13 protein-coding genes are annotated in these 15,954 nt (G+C 74.3%); 5 read left to right on the forward strand and 8 right to left on the reverse strand.

What is annotated here, in order from left to right; translation table 11 throughout:
* Window positions 1-32 precede the first annotated feature (32 nt).
* Entirely contained in the window at window positions 33-2,747 is a 2,715-nt protein-coding gene (locus J2S43_RS22655) for an AAA family ATPase (RefSeq protein ID WP_306832330.1), read from the reverse strand.
* Between the two features lie 211 nt (window positions 2,748-2,958).
* Here J2S43_RS22655 and J2S43_RS22660 point away from each other — a divergent pair, with 211 nt between their 5' ends.
* Window positions 2,959-4,140: a cytochrome P450 gene (locus tag J2S43_RS22660; protein WP_306832332.1), complete on the forward strand. Its 1,182-nt coding sequence runs from the start codon at window positions 2,959-2,961 to the stop codon at window positions 4,138-4,140.
* A 179-nt stretch (window positions 4,141-4,319) separates the two neighbouring features.
* Here J2S43_RS22660 and bla read toward each other — a convergent pair whose 3' ends face one another.
* The gene (bla, locus tag J2S43_RS22665; RefSeq protein ID WP_306832334.1) at window positions 4,320-5,165 is read right to left on the reverse strand and encodes a class A beta-lactamase; all 846 of its coding nucleotides are present in this window, start codon (window positions 5,163-5,165) and stop codon (window positions 4,320-4,322) included.
* Window positions 5,166-5,278: 113 nt separating this feature from the next.
* Between bla and J2S43_RS22670 the strand changes: the two genes are divergently transcribed.
* The 3 genes from J2S43_RS22670 to J2S43_RS22680 all read left to right on the forward strand — a co-directional run bounded on the left by J2S43_RS22670 (window position 5,279) and on the right by J2S43_RS22680 (window position 8,229).
* A complete protein-coding gene (locus J2S43_RS22670; RefSeq protein WP_306832335.1) occupies window positions 5,279-6,112 on the forward strand; it encodes a LysR family transcriptional regulator in 834 nt (277 codons plus the stop codon).
* Window positions 6,109-7,011 carry a serine hydrolase gene (locus tag J2S43_RS22675; protein WP_306832337.1) on the forward strand — a complete coding sequence of 301 codons (903 nt, stop codon included), beginning with the start codon at window positions 6,109-6,111 and terminating at the stop codon, window positions 7,009-7,011. The genes J2S43_RS22670 and J2S43_RS22675 overlap by 4 nt, the downstream gene beginning before the upstream one ends.
* Before the next feature lie 186 nt (window positions 7,012-7,197).
* Window positions 7,198-8,229 (forward strand): XdhC family protein, encoded by a 1,032-nt coding sequence (locus tag J2S43_RS22680; RefSeq protein ID WP_306832339.1) that lies wholly within the window; start codon window positions 7,198-7,200, stop codon window positions 8,227-8,229.
* Window positions 8,230-8,312: 83 nt separating this feature from the next.
* Here the strand turns inward: J2S43_RS22680 and J2S43_RS22685 are convergent, their stop codons facing one another.
* From J2S43_RS22685 to J2S43_RS22705, 5 genes are all read right to left on the reverse strand, one after another.
* A complete protein-coding gene (locus tag J2S43_RS22685) occupies window positions 8,313-8,522 on the reverse strand; it encodes a type II toxin-antitoxin system Phd/YefM family antitoxin (RefSeq protein WP_306832341.1) in 210 nt (69 codons plus the stop codon).
* A 99-nt stretch (window positions 8,523-8,621) separates the two neighbouring features.
* Window positions 8,622-10,118: an RsmB/NOP family class I SAM-dependent RNA methyltransferase gene (locus J2S43_RS22690; protein WP_370881774.1), complete on the reverse strand. Its 1,497-nt coding sequence runs from the start codon at window positions 10,116-10,118 to the stop codon at window positions 8,622-8,624.
* Window positions 10,119-10,273: 155 nt separating this feature from the next.
* The gene (gene fmt / locus J2S43_RS22695) at window positions 10,274-11,200 is read right to left on the reverse strand and encodes a methionyl-tRNA formyltransferase (protein ID WP_306832346.1); all 927 of its coding nucleotides are present in this window, start codon (window positions 11,198-11,200) and stop codon (window positions 10,274-10,276) included.
* Window positions 11,201-11,202: 2 nt separating this feature from the next.
* Complete coding sequence (def, locus tag J2S43_RS22700; RefSeq protein WP_306832348.1) at window positions 11,203-11,757, reverse strand: peptide deformylase; 555 nt, start codon at window positions 11,755-11,757, stop codon at window positions 11,203-11,205.
* 51 nt (window positions 11,758-11,808) lie between these two features.
* Window positions 11,809-12,990 (reverse strand): cytochrome P450, encoded by a 1,182-nt coding sequence (locus tag J2S43_RS22705; RefSeq protein ID WP_306832351.1) that lies wholly within the window; start codon window positions 12,988-12,990, stop codon window positions 11,809-11,811.
* Between the two features lie 108 nt (window positions 12,991-13,098).
* On the opposite strand from J2S43_RS22705, the gene J2S43_RS22710 reads away from it, so the two are divergent.
* Complete coding sequence (locus J2S43_RS22710) at window positions 13,099-14,313, forward strand: esterase-like activity of phytase family protein (protein ID WP_306832353.1); 1,215 nt, start codon at window positions 13,099-13,101, stop codon at window positions 14,311-14,313.
* A gap of 74 nt (window positions 14,314-14,387) precedes the next feature.
* On the opposite strand, the gene J2S43_RS22715 is transcribed toward J2S43_RS22710, so the two are convergent.
* The gene (locus tag J2S43_RS22715; RefSeq protein ID WP_306832356.1) at window positions 14,388-15,890 is read right to left on the reverse strand and encodes a tetratricopeptide repeat-containing diguanylate cyclase; all 1,503 of its coding nucleotides are present in this window, start codon (window positions 15,888-15,890) and stop codon (window positions 14,388-14,390) included.
* Between the last annotated feature and the right edge of the window lie 64 nt (window positions 15,891-15,954).

Raw genomic sequence — 15,954 nt, forward strand, 5'->3', positions numbered from 1 at the left:
CACCGGGCCGTACGATCCGTACGTCGCCTGGATCACACCCGCCAGCGGGCGGGTCCGCCGGCGACCGGCTGATACCGGGGGTACGCGCCGGTCCGGACCGAGGCCCGCAGGTGTGCACCGGCCAGCGGCGCGACCGTCTCGATCCGGGCGATCGCCGTGCGCAGCGCGCGGGTGACGCCGACCCGGGCCCGCTCCGCCTCCGGGCTCTGCCGGCGCGGCCGCCCGCCGAGCCCGGCCGCCCGGCGCAGCTGGACCAGCAGCGCGGCCCGTTCCGCGGTCAGCCTGGTCGCCGCGTCCACGTCACCGGTCCGGTCGGCCGCGGCCAGTTCGTCGTCGATCGCGGTGAGCCGCCGCCGGAAGGTCGCGCGGCCCTCGTCGTCGAGCACCGGTTCGGCGGCCGGCGGGCGCAGCCCGGCGCCACCCGCGGCCAGATCCAGCGCGGCGATCTCCCGGCCCGGCGCGGCGAGCAGCGCCCGGAGGTGCCGCATGCCGAGGCTGTCCCGCACCCGCGCGGTCTCCGCACCCGCCGCCAGCCACCAGTCGCCCCCGTCCCGCACCAGCCGCCACTCCACACCGGACGGACCCGTGTCGCGGTCGCCCCCTGGAGTATCACCGCCCGCGCCGGCCGAGGCGATCCGGTGGGAGCCGCGCGGACCGAGCCCGCGGTCACCCTCGCGAGCATCGACCGGCCCGCTCCCGCCGACCTCGGCCGAAGCGGTCCGGTCGGTGCCGCGCAGGCCGAGCCGGTGGTTGATCTCGTGAGCGCGGAGCGCGTCGCCGGGGCGGGCGCGGGCGGTCAGCGCGGAGGCGAGCCATGGGAGGGCTCCGAGCCGCTCCGCGAGCGCGATCGCCCGGTCCAGGTAGAGGTTCGCCTCGGCGGGCCGCCCGAGCCGGGTCGCCAGACGGCCGAGGTACTCGTCGACCGGGCCGGTGATCATGTTGGCGCCGCCCCAGACCACCAGGCGGCCGGTGTACGGCGTGAGCGCGTCGTAGAGCGCCGCGGCCGCGGGCAGCGGGCCGCCACGCGAGGCGACGAAGGCGAGGTCCGCGACCGCGCCGAGCCAGCGCGGGCCGGTTCCGGAAAGCACCGCGGGCAGCAGCCGGTCGAGTTCGAGCAGGGCCTCGTCGTCGCGGCCGGACTCGGCCAGGACCCGGGCCGCGGTCGCCTCGAAGAACTGCCCCGGCAGCCGTCTCGCCAGCTCCAGCAGCGACTCCGCGTGCCCGTCCGGGGTGCCGCGCAGCAGCGCGAGCCGGCCGCGCAGCGACGCGGTGAGCCGGTCCGTGTCCGCGAGCCCGGCCCGGTGGCCGAGAGCCGCAACCTCCAGGATCAACATCTCCGCGGGTACGAATCGCCCGCGCACGATGGCCAGCAGCGCCTGCCGGGCGCGCACCACGACCGTGGCGGCCGGGTCGCCGTCCAGTTCGCCGGCGCGGGCGTATCCGGCGAGCGCGGCCTCGGCCGCGTCCAGGTCGCCCAGCTCGGCCAGTGCGGTGAATCGCCAGAACAGGCCGCGCCGCTCCAGCTCGCCGTGGCCGGCCGCGCGGGCCAGGCCGACGATCTCGGCACCGGCGGCGAGCCGTTCCCCGGCCGCGGCCGGATCCCAGAGCGCGTGCAGCCGGCAGTCGAGCACCTCGGCCGTTGCCGCGGGGTCTCCCGCGACCCGGGCGAGCGCGGTGGCCTCGTCGATCAGCGCGCGGCGCCGGGACGCGGCCGACGGGTCGCCGAGCAGTTCCCGCGCCAGCCGGGCCAGCACCCGCGCCCGCACGACCGCCGGCCCCGGATCGCGCGCCGCGGCCACCGACTCGGGCGCCGGCCTCCCACCGGAAACCGCGGGTCCCACGCGCCCCTGGCCGGAAACCACCGGCCCCGCCGGATCCCGCACGGGAACCACCGGCCCCGCCGAATCCCGCACGGGAACCGACACCCCCACCGAATCCCGCACGGGGACCGACGCTCCCGCCGAATCCCACGGGGCAGCCACCGCCCCTGCCGGATCCCGGATGGAAGCCGCCGGTTCCGGCGCCGGGTCGCGGGCAGCGGCGGTCTCCAGCAGTCGGATCAGCGCCGCGTCCTGTGCCAGGAAATCGGCCCGAGACGCCGTGCCGAGTGCCAGTTCCACCAGCGCATGGCCGGCTGGGTCGAGACCGGCGGCGAGGTCGAGCGCCACGCCCGGCCAGCCGGCGGAGGCCAGCCAGAGCGCGTGCACCGCGTCCGGCGGCAGGTCCGGCACGAGCCGGCTCAGGTCCGCCTCGCCGAGCGGCGCGAGACGAATCGACGCGAGACCCGCCGACGCGAGACCAGGCGACGCGCGACCAGGCGACGCGCGACCAGACGACGCGCGACCAGACGACGCGAGACCAGACGACGCGAGACCAGGCGACGCGGGCTGAGAAGGCGCGAGGTGCGTGGTCGTGACGGTGGCGAGGATCGCGGTGGCGCCGGACGGCAGGCGGGGCGCGTGGTGGTGCAGATTCGCGACCGCGCTGGGGCCGGCCCGGTCGAGGTCGTCGAGCACGAGCAGGCCGGGACGGCCGCCCGGGTCCGGCACCGCGTCCCAGTCCGGCTGCCCGCCGTCGATCCTCGTGATGGTCAGGCCGCGGGCCCGTGCCTCGCTCGCGGCCGCGTCGGCGAGCGCGGTCCGGCCCGCGCCCGCCGGTCCGGTGACGACGAGGTGGCCGCCGGTCCCGGCCGCGGCCCGGTCCAGCAGGCGGCGCACCGCCGCGAGCTCCCGATCGCGCCCGATCATCCGCGTCACCCCCGGTGCCATTACCTCACAGCGATCGTCCTCGCTGAGCGCCCGATCAGCATCCGGACCCGTCCGCGGCTCATGGGCGCGCGCGATTCTAGGACCGTCCTCTTCGGATGGACAAGGATTGATCTCAATCTCCATGTCGAGCAGGATCTCTTCCGGACCGCGACAGATCATGATGTTCGCCTTTGGGGGCGGGATGACCGACGTGTTCACGAATCCAGACCGATACGCCGACATGGCCGCCTGGCACCGCGAGGTCGCGGACCTGCGTACCCGGGCGCCGATCCACCGGGTGACCGCGGACGGGTTCGACCCGTTCTGGGCGGTCGTCGGGCACGCCGAGGTGATGGAGATCGAGCGCCGCCCGGAGCTGTTCCCGAACGCGGCGCAGCCGTGGGTGATGAGCCGGGCCGACCTGGACGCGCAGCGGGCGGCCGGACCGGCACCGCGCACGCTGATCCACATGAACGGCGCCGAACACGCCGCCTACCGCCGTCTCGGCAACGACTGGTTCCGGCCGGCCAGCCTCGCGTCGTTGCAGCTGCGGCTGGACGATCTGGCCGGCGAGGCGCTGGCCACGCTGGAGACGCTGGGCGGCCGGTCCGACTTCGCGGCGGACGTGGCGCAGCCGTACCCGCTGAAGGTGATCCTGGAATTGATGGGTCTGCCGGAGGCGGAGTATCCGCGGGTCATCGCGCTGACCCAGGATTTCTTCGCCCGGGACGGTGACGCGCAGGTGCTGATGAACCTGTTCGGCTACATGCTCGCGCTGACCGCGGCCCGGCGGGAGAGCCCGACCGGCGACCTGGCCAGCGCGGTCTCGAACGGCACGGTCGGCGGCGAGCTGATCGGCGAGGTCGAGGCGGTCAGCTACCACATGATGGTGGCCACCTCCGGCTACGAGTCGACCGCGAAGGCGCTGACCGGCGGCATGTGGGCGCTGGCCACGAACCCGGATCAGCTGGCCCGGCTGCGGCGCAACCCGGACCTGATCGACTCCGCGGTCGACGAGATGGTGCGCTTCTCCTCGCCGGTGCGGCACATGATGCGCACCGCGACCGCGGACACCCGGGTCGGCGACGTGGACATCGCGGCCGGTGACTGGCTGCTGCTGTCGTTCACCGCGGCCAACCGGGACCCGAAGAAGTTCCCGGACCCGGACGCGTTCGACGTGGCCCGCCCGAACGCGGCGAACCACCTGGCGTTCGGCTTCGGCCCGCACCACTGCATGGGCGCGGCGCTGGCCCGGATGGAGATGCGCACGTTCTTCCGCCGCCTCATCCCCCGCCTGGAGTCGGTCACGCTCGACGGCGACGCCGTATCCACCGACACCACGTTCATCGGCGGTCTCCGCGCGCTGCCGATCCGCTACGAGCTGGCGGACTGACCGGGTGGCGGGTCTCCCTCGAAAACGGATGGAAGCCGGCCACCGCGCTTCATCACCTCGGCCGGCGGCAGGATCGTCACGCACCTGAACCTCACCGGCCGGCCGCGGGCTGCGAGTTCCGCATCCGGTGACTCGTCGCCGCCCGGCCCTCGCACGGAGGGCCGGGCGGCGCCCCCCTGTCAGTAGCCGAATCGGTCCACGACCGCGGCGGCCGCGTCCGCGAGCAGCGCGTTGTCGTAGGTGGCGTCCGCGGTGTCGCGGGTGGAGAGCACGGCGAGCACGATCGGGGCGCCGGACGGGGGCCAGAGGACCGCGATGTCGTTGCGCGTGCCGTACCCGCCGGAGCCGGTCTTGTCGCCGACCACCCAGCCGGCCGGCACGCCCGCGCGGATCGTCTCGCCGCCGGTGGTGTTCGCGCGCAGCCAGGCGTTCAGCTGCTCCCGGTCGGCGCGGCACAGTTCGCCGCCGAGCGCGTAGGCGCGCAGGTCGGTGGCGAGCGCGCGCGGCGTGCTGGTGTCCCGCCGGTCGCCCGGGATCGCGGTGTTCAGCTCGGTCTCGATCCGGTCGGCCGAGGTGGTGCGGTCGCCGATCGCGCGCAGCGCCCGCTCCAGGCCGTCCGGGCCACCCAGCTCGCGGAAGAGCAGGTTGCCGGCCGTGTTGTCACTGACCGTGATCGCAGCCTCGGCGATCGCGGCGAGCGTCATGCCCTCGTCCACGTGCAGCTCCGTGACCGGCGAGTAGTCGACCAGGTCCGCGGCCGTGTACCGGATCACGCGCTGCAACTGCGCGTCCGTGGTGCGGTCCAGCACCGCGGCCGCGGCGAGCGCCTTGAACGTGGACGCGTAGGCGAACCGCTCGTCCGGCCGGAACGTGACCGTCCTGCCGCTGCCGGTGTCCACCGCGTAGACGCCGAGTCGCGCGTCGTACCGCTGCTCCAGCCGCTGGTAGATGCTGCTCGCGGAGGCCGCCGCCGGTGTCAGCGCGAGCACCGCGACCGCGGCCGTCACGATCTTCAGGACCTTCAAGACCAACCCCTTTTCGTGGGTACGAAACGGACAGCTCGACCCTGGCAGAGCCCTCCCATGCTGTCGAAGACGGAATCGGCGCGCCTCATGCTGTTCTGGCATAGTGACCGGTCATGGACCTCGTCGTGGCCAGCCGCGCGTTCGTGGCGGTCGCCCGCCACGGCAGCTTCACGGTCGGCGCCGCCGCGCTGCACATCCCGCAGTCCGTCGCGTCCCGGCGCGTCTCCGCGCTGGAGGAGCACCTCGGCGGCGCGCTGCTGGACCGGTCGTCACGCACGGTCACGCTCACCCCGTTCGGCGCCGGGCTGCTGCCGGCCGCGCAGCGCCTGATCCGGCTCGCCGACACGCTCGAGCTGGACGCGGAACGGGCCCGGCGACGCCCGTTCCGGCTGACCGTGCCCGCGATCTGCCCGCCGGCCGCGCTGGCCCGGCTGGTCGCGGCGGCCCGCACACACGGCCTGCACCTGGAACTGTCCACCGTGGAGCGTGCGGACGGGGCCGCGCTGATCGCCGTACCGCCGGATGTCGGGGTGTGGGTCGTGCCCCTGGGCCTGGCCGCGGTCGCCGAACCGGTGACGCACGTCGAGAATCTCAGACCGGCGAAGGCCGATCCCGGGGGTACGGGACGGAGACTCTGGATCCAGCCGGAGGACGACGTTCCGCACGTGCGGGACCGGGTGATCCGGGCCGGTGCCGCGACCGGCCTGCGCCCGGCGCAGATCGTGCCGGCCGGCTCGCTGGTGGAGGCGGCCGCGGAGGCGCTGTCCGGCGACGACCTGCTGCTCTGCTCCGCCGCGCAGGCCGCGGACCTGGGGCTGCGCTGGGCACCGGCGGCCGACCTGGACACCGCCCGCGGCTACGACGTGACGGCCGGGCCGCGCGCGGAGCTGACCGCGCTGCGCACACTGTTGCACGTACCCGTGGGGCACTGTCTGGGGATTTCATGAGCACCGCGAGGGTGTTCCGGGAGGCGCGGGCGGTGCTGGACGACGCCGGGCTGCGCGGCGGTTTCCTGGTGCGTGACCTGCGCACCGGCGAGGAGCTGGGCATCGGCCAGGACGCGGTGTTCCCGGCCGCGTCGCTGGTCAAGGTGCCGCTCGCGGTCGCGGTGCTGGAGGCGGCCGCGCGCGGCGAGCTGGACCTGACGAGGCCGGTGACGGTGCCGCCGGACCGGGTGGACGCGCCGGGGCCGCCGGGCCTGATGAAGTTCCGGCACGCGGCCACGATCGCGATCGAGGACCTGCTCTACCTGGCCGTGTCGATCAGCGACGGTGCGGCCGCGGACGCACTCTTCGCGCTGGTCCCGCCGGGTGCGGTGCGGGACGAGCTGCGGCGGCTGGGGCTGGACGGGATCGCGGTCCGGCACGGCATCCGTGACCTGTCCGAGACGCCGGCGGAGCAGCTGGCACCGCCGCTCGCGCACGCGCTCGCGATCGGCGCCGCCACGTCCGGGCAGGGCCATCCGATCCCGCAACTGGACGTGAGCCGGACGAACGCCGGGTCCGCGCGCGCGTTCGCGGACCTGCTCGAAGCCCTGTGGACACCGTCCGCGATCGCGCCGCCGGTCGCCGCCCGGGTCCGCGAGCTGCTCGGCGACACCGTGCACCGGCAGCGTCTCGCGCCGGACCTGGCCTCGGACGCGGCCCGGTGGTCGTCGAAGACCGGCACGGTGCTGACCATGCGGCACGAGATGGGCGTGGTCGAGCACGCGGACGGCGCGCTCTTCGCGATCGTGGCGCTCACCGAGTCGCGGGTCCCGGCCGTGGTGCAGCCGGCGGCCGAGGCCGCGATGGGCCGGGTCGCCCGGCTGCTCCGCGACCTGCTGCGCGCCGAGGGCGGCGGCTGATCGGAGGGGTCCTCGTTACCGGCGGGCGGCGGCTGATCGGGGGATCGGTGGGTCCTGGTTACCGGCGGAACGGCGGCGCAGGCTCGGAGACGGCAGCTGTCTCCCGACGCACAGTGGAGGGTTCGTGTTCTTCATCAGCAGACCGGCGGTCCCGGCTCCGGACCGGCCGGACGGGGGCCAAACGCGATGCTGACCGAGGTGTGGCCGTTCCTCGCCGCGCACGCGGGCGAGCGCGTGGTGCTGGCCCGGCTGGTCCGCCGGGACGGGCCCGGCTCCCGGCCGGTCGGCGCCACCATGGCGATCGCGGCCGGCGGCGCCTGGACCGGTTCGGTCTCCGGCGGCTGCGTCGAGGGCGTCGTGCTCGACGAGGCCCGCGCGGTGCTCGGCGGCGGCGAGCCGCGGCTCGTCACGGTCAGTCCCGGAGAGCACCTGATGCCGTGGGAGGCGGCACCGGCGTGCGACGGCGTGCTGCACGTGCTGATCGTGCCGGCACCGCCGCCCGCGGTGCACGCGGCGATCGGCGCGGCGCTGGCCGCGGACCGCCCGGTCACGGTCGGGGTGGAGCTCGCCGCCCCCTGGACGTGGCGCATCGGGCCGGGCGAAGGGTTCACCGAGACGCTGCGGCCCGGACCGCGCCTGGTCGTCGCCGGGGCCACCGACCTCGCGGCCTCGCTCGCGGTGCTCGGCCGGGCCGCGGGACGGCGGGTGCAGATCGTCGACCCGCGGGAGAGCCACGCCCGGCCGGAGATGTTCCCCGGCGCCGGCGCGGTGGTCCGGGCCTGGCCGGACACGTGGCTGGCCGCGCACCCGCCGTCGGCCGCGGACGCGGTCGTCGCGATCACCCACGACCCGCGGATCGACGACCGGGCGCTGCGCGCCGCACTGGACGGCGCCGCGGGGTACGTCGGGGCGCTCGGCAGCCGGGAGACGCACCGGCGGCGGCTCGCCCGCCTGGCCGGGACGCCGGGCCTGGACCGCCTGGCCGGCCCGGCCGGCCTCGACCTCGGTGGCGGCTCGATCGCGGAGACCGCGCTGTCGATCCTCGCCGAGGTGGTCGCGGCCGCCAACGGCCGGGACGGCGGCCGGCTCTCCGGCGGGTCCGCCCCGATCCGCGCGCTGCCGGACTCCGGCGGGGTGGAGCTTCCGGCGGCCACTCCGGGCTCGGCCGGCGGCGCGTGCCCGGTCCTGCCGCCGGTACCGGATGCGTCCGACGGGTGAAACCCGGCGTATGTGGCCGTGGTCCCTCCGTCACCGCCGGCGGCCGGCGCGACGACGAGCGCGACGGTCATCCGGGTGCCGGCCTACGGCTGATCAGCGCCGGCGCCGGCCGTCCCACGCGGTACGGTCGGCACGACTCCCCCGCCCAGGTGTTCCGCCTCGCGCCACGCGTCGTAGTCGTGCTTGAGCATGACCACCACCGGCACCCCGCCGCTACGCGCGACGGCCAGATCCTCGGCGTCGCTCTCGATTCGGTTCAGCGCGTCCTCGAATTCGGCACGCGGATCAGACATGCTGATCACCCTCGTCGGGTCCCCTGTCTCCTGACCACCGGGATCCGGCGCCCCCGGATCGCCGAACGCGTGGGGGACGCCTGGATCGGGCGGCGGCGGTCAGGCCGTACGGCGCAGTATCGCCAGGAACATGGCGTCGGTGCCGTGGCGGTGGGGCCAGAGCTGGACGGTGGGGCCGGGGCCGAGACCGGGCATGCCCTCGGGCATCAGCGGGCGCGCGTCGACGAAGTCGACCGGGAGCTTGGAGCGGCGGGCCGCCTCGGTGACCGTCACCCGCGTCTCCACCACGTGCGGGGAGCACGTCACGTAGGCCACGACGCCACCCGGCCGGACCGCCTTCAGCGCGGCGACCAGCAACTCGCGCTGCAGGCTGGTGAGCGGGGGCAGGTCGGTGGGCTTGCGGCGCCAGCGGGACTCGGGGCGGCGGCGCAGCGAGCCGAGGCCGGTGCACGGCGCGTCGACCAGGATCCGGTCGAACGAGGCGGCGGGCAGCTCACCGGTGCCGGCGGTCCGGCCGTCCGCGACGATCGTGGTGACCGGCAGGCCGCGGGTGGCGTTCGCGACCAGGCGGGCGCGGTGCTCCGCGACCTCGACCGCGGTGACGCGCGCGCCGCGCTCGGCCGCGAGCGCGCCCAGCAGTCCGGCCTTGCCGCCCGGGCCGGCGCAGAGGTCCAGCCAGCTTTCATCCGTACCCTCGAGGGGGGCTTGGGAAAGGGCCGTGGCGACGAGCTGGGAGCCCTCGTCCTGGACGTGGACGCGGCCCTCGGCCAGCGCGGACAGGTCGCCGGGGGCGCCGCCGGGCAGGTAGACCGCGTACGGCGAGAACGCGCCGGGGGCGCCGCCGAGCTCGTCGGCGAGCGTGACCGCGTCGGCGCGGCCGGGGCGGGCGCACAGGTGCACCGGCGGGCGCTCGTTGTCCTCGGCGAGCGCCCGGGCGGTCTCGGCCATGTCGTTGCCGAGCGACTCGGCGAACGCGCGGACGATCCACGGCGGGTGCGCGTGCGTGACGGACAGGTTCCCGATCGGATCCTCGTCACGGGACGGCGCGATCTCGGTGATCCACTCGTCCCAGTTCTTCGTGGTGATCTGGCGCAGCACCGCGTTGGCGAAGCCGGCCGCGCCGGGCGCGACGGAACGGACCAGGTCGACCGTGGTGGCGACCGCGGCGTGCGCGGGGACGCGGGTGTGCAGCAGCTGGTAGGCGCCGAGCCGCATGGCGTCGCGGGCCGGCGGGTCGATCCGCTCGACGTCGCGGCCCGCGGCCTCCTTGATGATCAGGTCGAGCGTGCCGACCAGGCGCAGCGTGCCGTAGGTCAGCTCGGTCGCGAACGCGGCGTCCCGGCCGAACAGCCGCATCTCCGTCAGGATCTGCGGCAGGACCAGGTTGGCGTACGCGTCGTCGCGGTGCACGGCCGCGATCGCCTCGTAGGCGGCCTGCCGGGCCGGGTCGGACGGCGGGCGGCCACCGCGCGGGGCACGACCGCCGCCGTGCGAATCGCGGTCCCGGCCACGCCCGTCGCCGGGTCCGTCGGAGCGACGCGGGCGTCCGGCGTTGTGCGGCCGGTCCGCCTGATGCCGATCGGAAGATCCAGACACAGATCCAGAGCCGCCGTCGGTACGCCGGGGGCGCTCGGCGGATCCGAAGCCGCCACCGGCACGCTGCGGCCGGTCAGCGTCGGTGCGGCGCGGGCGGTCGGAGTCGGTGCGGCGGGGGCGCTCGGAGGCGCCGAAGTCGGGCCGGTCAGGGCTGCTCATGCGAAGGACTCCCCCGTCTCGACCCGGACGCCGCGCGCCCAGTCGGTGGCCGGCATCGGCTTCTTGCCGGCCGCGCGCACCTCACCCAGCGCGACCGGTGTGGTCGCGGTTCCGGCCAGCACCCGCTTGCGCTCGACCAGCAGATCACCGGGTTCGAGCGGTGGCCCGTCCGGCACGGGCACGACCGGCCCGAGCTTCACCCGCTCCTCGCGAAACGTGGTCCACGCGCCCGGCGCCGGCGTGCACGCCCGGATCCGCCGGTCCACCGCGAACGCCGGCTCGGCCCATCGGACCTGCGCGTCCTCGACGCTGATCTTCGGGGCGAGCGAGACGCCGCCGGCCGGCTGCGGCTCCGCGCGCGCGGTGCCGGCCTCGATCGCGTCCAGCACCGCGACGAGCAGCCCGGCGCCGGACTCGGCGAGCCGGTCGAGCAGGTCACCGGAGGTGTCGGCGGCCCGGATCTCGTCGGTGACCGTGCCGAAGACCGGTCCGGTGTCCAGGCCGGCCTCCAGCTGGAACACGCTGGCGCCGGTCACCTCGTCGCCGTGCAGCACCGCGTGCTGCACGGGCGCGGCGCCGCGCCACGCGGGAAGCAGCGAGAAGTGCAGGTTGATCCAGCCGTGTTTCGGGATCTCCAGCGCGACCGGCGGGACCAGCGCGCCGTACGCCACGACCGGCACGCAGTCGGGCGCGAGCGCGGTCAGCCGCTCCAGGAACTCCGGCTCGCGCGGCTTGGCCGGGGTGAGCACCTCGATGCGGCGCTCGTCGGCCCAGGCGGCGGCGTGCGAGCGGACCATCCGGCGGCCGCGTCCGGACGGCGCGTCCGGCCGGGTCACGACCGCGACCAGCTCGTGCCGCGACTTCTCCAGGGCCTCGAGGGCCGGCAGGGTGACGGCGGGCGTGCCCGCGAAGACGATGCGCACGGTTACCGCCCCAGCCCGAACGGGTTCGCGTGCGGGCTGACCTTGACCGTGGGCGGCTTGTCCCGGTCGTACCACTCGGCCTGGCGGATCTCCCTCATCGCGGCCTTGCGCGCGTCCGGGTCCAGCTTGTCCAGGAAGAGCACGCCGTCCAGGTGGTCGGTCTCGTGCTGCACGCAGCGCGCCATCAGCCCGGTGCCGACGATCTGCAGCGGGTCACCGAACTCGTTGAAGCCCTTGGCCACCACGTTGAGCCGCCGCTTGGTGTCGTAGTAGAGGCCCGGGATGGACAGGCAGCCCTCCGGCCCGTCCTGCTCCTCTTCGTCGGGGAAGGACAGGACCGGGTTGACCAGGTGGCCGACCACGTCGTCGACGTCGAACGCGAAGACCCGCAGGCCCACGCCGAGCTGCGGTGCGGCCAGCCCGGCGCCGCCCGCCTCCTGCATCGTCTCGGTGAGGTCCGCGACGAGCTTGCGCAGCTCTCTGTCGAAGTCGACGACGGCCTCGGCCGGTGAGCGCAGCACCGGATCCCCGAAGAGTCGGATGGGCTGGACGGTCACGCTGCGCACTCCTTGCTGAAAACGAACAGGCTGACATACCAGTCTACGGACTCACCCGATCGTGACCGGCAGCGCGGAGTAACCCCGCAGCACCAGCCGGTCCCGGCGGACCTCCGGCCCGTCCTGCGCGAGGCCGGGCAGCATGGTGACCAGCATCGGCAGCGCGACCTGTGCCTCCAGCCGGGCGAGCGGCGCACCGAGGCAGTAGTGCGCGCCGCCGCCGAACGAGACCGGTTGCACGCCTCGCCGGTCCGGGTCGAAGCGGTGCGGATCCGGGTAGCGGGAAGGGTCGCGGTTGGCGGCGCCGAGCAGCAGCCCGAGCGACTCGCCGGGCTCGATCCGGATGCCGTCGAGCTCGACCGGCTCGCCCGCGTACCGCGTGGTCATCTGCACCGGGGAGTCGTACCGCAGGATCTCCTCGACGTAGTCGGGCGCGAGTTCCGGGTCCGCGCGCAGCCGTGCCGCGTGCTCCGGCGCGTCCATCAGGATCTTGATGCCGGTGCCGAGCAGGTTCGTGGTGGTCTCGAAGCCCGCGATGAGCAACAGGATCAGGTTCGCCAGCAGCTCCTGACCGGTCAGTGTGGAGTCCTCGGCGACGAGCGCGCTGGTCAGGTCGTCCTGCGGGGTGCGCCGGCGCTCCGCGATCAGCCCGATGAAGTAGTCCTCCACCTCGCGCCCGGCCACGTCCGCCAGCTCCATCTCCCGTTCCGTGCTGATCATCTCCAGCACCACGGTCAGGTCCGCGACCCGCTTGCGGAACCAGGGCCGGTCCGCGGCCGGCACGCCGAGCAGCGCGCAGATCACCGAGATCGGCAGCGGATAGGCGAACGTCTCGACGAAGTCCGCCTTCGCCGGCATCGATTCGATCAGCTCCTCGCTCAGCGCCGCGATCACGTCGCGCATCGCGGCGACCCGGCGGGGCGTGAACGTGGCCGCGGCCGCGCGCCGCACCCGGGTGTGGTCCGGCGGGTTCGTCTGCAGCATGGACAGCACGAACGACGCGACGCCGCGGTTCTGCCGCCAGTCCGGCCAGAACCGGTCGTAGTCGGCCGCGTCCGCGATCCGCATGGCCGGGTGACGGAGCACCCGGTTGATCACGGAGTGTGAGGTCACCCACCAGCGGCCATCCGCCATGAAAACGGGCGCGTGCGCGCGCAGCACGTCGTAAGCCGGGTACGGATCGTTACGACCATCGGGCAAGAAGAGTGACGCCAATGCGCTCTGGTAATCCATGGGCCCCCGCAACCTCCTCAGTAGACCAGTGACCACGACCTATCATGCCTGGTGAAGGCCACCACAATGACGCGCGCGATACACCTTCGGCCCTTACTCTGTGCGACCATGAACTTGATCAACATCTACCGGTACGCAGTTCAGGGGATCATCGGCGCCGGCACGGTCGCCATGACCCTCGCGTTCGCCGGCGCGCCCGCGCACGCGGACGACGCATATGTGACCGTGCCCACACTCACCGGCTGGGCCGCACTCCCGTCGGAGACCTACGTGGCCGGCAGCCGCCCGTCCGGCGACGCGCTCGGCGGCACGCCGGTGCACGGCATACCCGTACCGTTCCCGAATCAACCGGTGCAGGGCTTCTCCGGCGGTCTGCACAACAAGGACGGTACCTACGACGCGCTCTCCGACAACGGCTACGGCACGACCGCGAACAGCGCGGACTTCCTGCTGCGCGTCCACCGGATCGCGCCGGACACCGGCACCGGCGCGATCGACGTGGTCGGCGGCTTCTACCTCACCGACCCGGACGGGCACGTCGGCTGGGAGCTGACCCGGCCGGACCGTGCACTGACCGGTGCCGACTTCGATCCGGAGTCGATCGCGCGGGCCGCGGACGGCGGCTACTGGATCGGCGAGGAGTTCGGGCCGTACCTGCTGCACGTCGACCGGGCCGGCCGGCTGCTCGCACCGCCGGTCCCGATGCCCGGCGTCACCGCGCCGGAGACCGCGGACCGGGCCGGCGTGAAGGCCAACCTGGACACCAGCAATGGCATCGAGGGCTTGGCCGCGTCGCCGGACGGCCGCTTCCTCTACCCGCTGCTGGAGGGTCCGGTCGCCGGCGACGGCGCACGTGACCTGCGGTTCAGCGAGTTCGACACGCGCAACAGCACGTATACCGGGAAGCGCTGGACGTACCGGCTGGACCGCGCGGGCATGGTGGTCAGCGACGTGGTCGCGCTGGACGCGGACCGGTTCCTGGTCATCGAGCACGACGGCTTCCTGGGCGAGCACGCCGAGACCAAGCGGATCTACATCGCCGACCGCCGCGACCGCAACCGTGACGGCGTCATGGACAAGACCGTCATCACGAACCTGATGAACGTCGCGAACCCGGAGCAGATCGCCGGCTTCCGCGCCACGTTCACGTTCCCGCTGCAGCCCGAGGGCCTGATCGTCCTGGACGACCTGACCATCGCGGTGCTGAACGACAACAACTTCCCCGGCTCGGCCGGCCGCTACCACGGCGTCGCCGACTACAGCGAGTTCATCACGATCCGCCTGCCGAAGTCGCTGGAGGCGGACCCGCGCGTCCTTCGGTGACGCCCGTCCGTACCGGCTCCGTCGTGGTGTGCGTATCCCCGCCACCACGACGAGGCCGCCGCCGCGGCGTGGGATCAGGTGGAGCTGACGCGGTTGCGGCCGGCGTGCTTGGCGGAGTAGAGCAGGGCGTCGGCGCGGCTGAACGCGGCGGTGGGCTCCTCGCCGGGGCGGATCTCGGTGACGCCGATGCTGGCCGTGACGGAGAGACCGGTGGCGACCCTGGACCAGGTGTGGTTCTCGACCGACTGGCGCAGCGACTCGCAGGCGGCGACGGCGGCGTCGAGATCCGAGCGGAACATGAGGATGAACTCCTCGCCGCCCTGGCGGCCCGCGATACCGGGGACGGTGGCGAGCAGCTCGGCGATGTGGCGCAGGACGTCGTCGCCGACCGCGTGCGAGTAGGTGTCGTTGACCTGTTTGAAGTGGTCGAGGTCGAGCAGGGCCACACACAGTGGGTCGGTGCCGGCCAGGGCCGCCCGCAGACCCGCGTCGAACCCGCGGCGGTTCGGCAACCCGGTCAGCGGATCCCGCTCGGCCAGCTCCCGGAACCGCGCCGAGTCGCGGGAGGCCTCCTCGACGGCGAACTGGGCCTGCGCGAACCGGGTGAGCAGCTCGCTCTGCTGGGATCGCAACTCCGTCCAGGCATCGTGGAACTCGACCATCGCCCGGTATGCGGCCTCGAACTCGCCCAGCTCCGCGTGCCCCTGCGCGACCATCCGCAGCGCCGCCACGCCGGTGTCCGACGCGCCGTGGCGGGCGCCGACGACCCGGGACCGCGCGAGCGTACGCAGCCCACCCGCGTAGTCGCCGTCCCGGAACTGGAACTCGGCGAGCGTCACCAGCGCGGCCGGCACCGCGTCGGACTCGGTCGGCGGCGCGTGCTCCAGCGCGTACTCCAGGATCCGCATGGCCTCGTCGCGTTCGCCGTTGCCCAGCAGCACCCGGGCGACGGTGTCCGCCGTCGAGCTGTTGAGGGCGACCGCGTTCTCCGCGGCGCACGCCCGCAGGCGCTTCACCAGCGCCGTCGCGGTCGTCAGATCACCGTCACGGTACGCGCACCACGCCCAGTTGTTCAGATTCGCGATGATCATCGGCGGCTGCCCCGACGCTTCCACGTACCGCTGCGCCGTCCGGAACTCCTCCGCGGACAACGGGCCCGGCCGCCGGTCGTTCAGCAACGCCGCGAGGACGAGGGAATGATCGGCCAGCAACGCCGGCGGATCCTCCTCCTTCAACGCCCGCATCGCCCGGATCGCATGCCGCAGCGCCCGGTCACTGTCCCCCAGCCGCCACAGCCCACCCGCGATCACACAGTGCGCATGTGCCCGCACCAGCCGATCCCGGGTGGTCGCGAGGATCTGCCGGGCCAGCGTCACGGCCTCGGACGCCCGCCCGCCGCGGTTGTGCACGTCGGCGCCGACCAGCCGCGCCAGGTCGGCCCAGCATCGATCGCCGGCCTGTTCCGCGGCCTCGGCCAGCTCGTCCGCCCGCTCCAGCAACCCCTCGTGCGAGAGGTAGACGTCCGCCATCAGGCGCTGAACCTGCTCCGCCAACGGCGCTTCGGGCAAGGACGTCATCGGTCACCCTCGTTGTACGGCCGACCGATCCGGGCGCTCATACGAACTCACTCACGGTAACAGC

The organism is Catenuloplanes nepalensis, from assembly GCF_030811575.1.
Lineage (GTDB): Bacteria > Actinomycetota > Actinomycetes > Mycobacteriales > Micromonosporaceae > Catenuloplanes > Catenuloplanes nepalensis.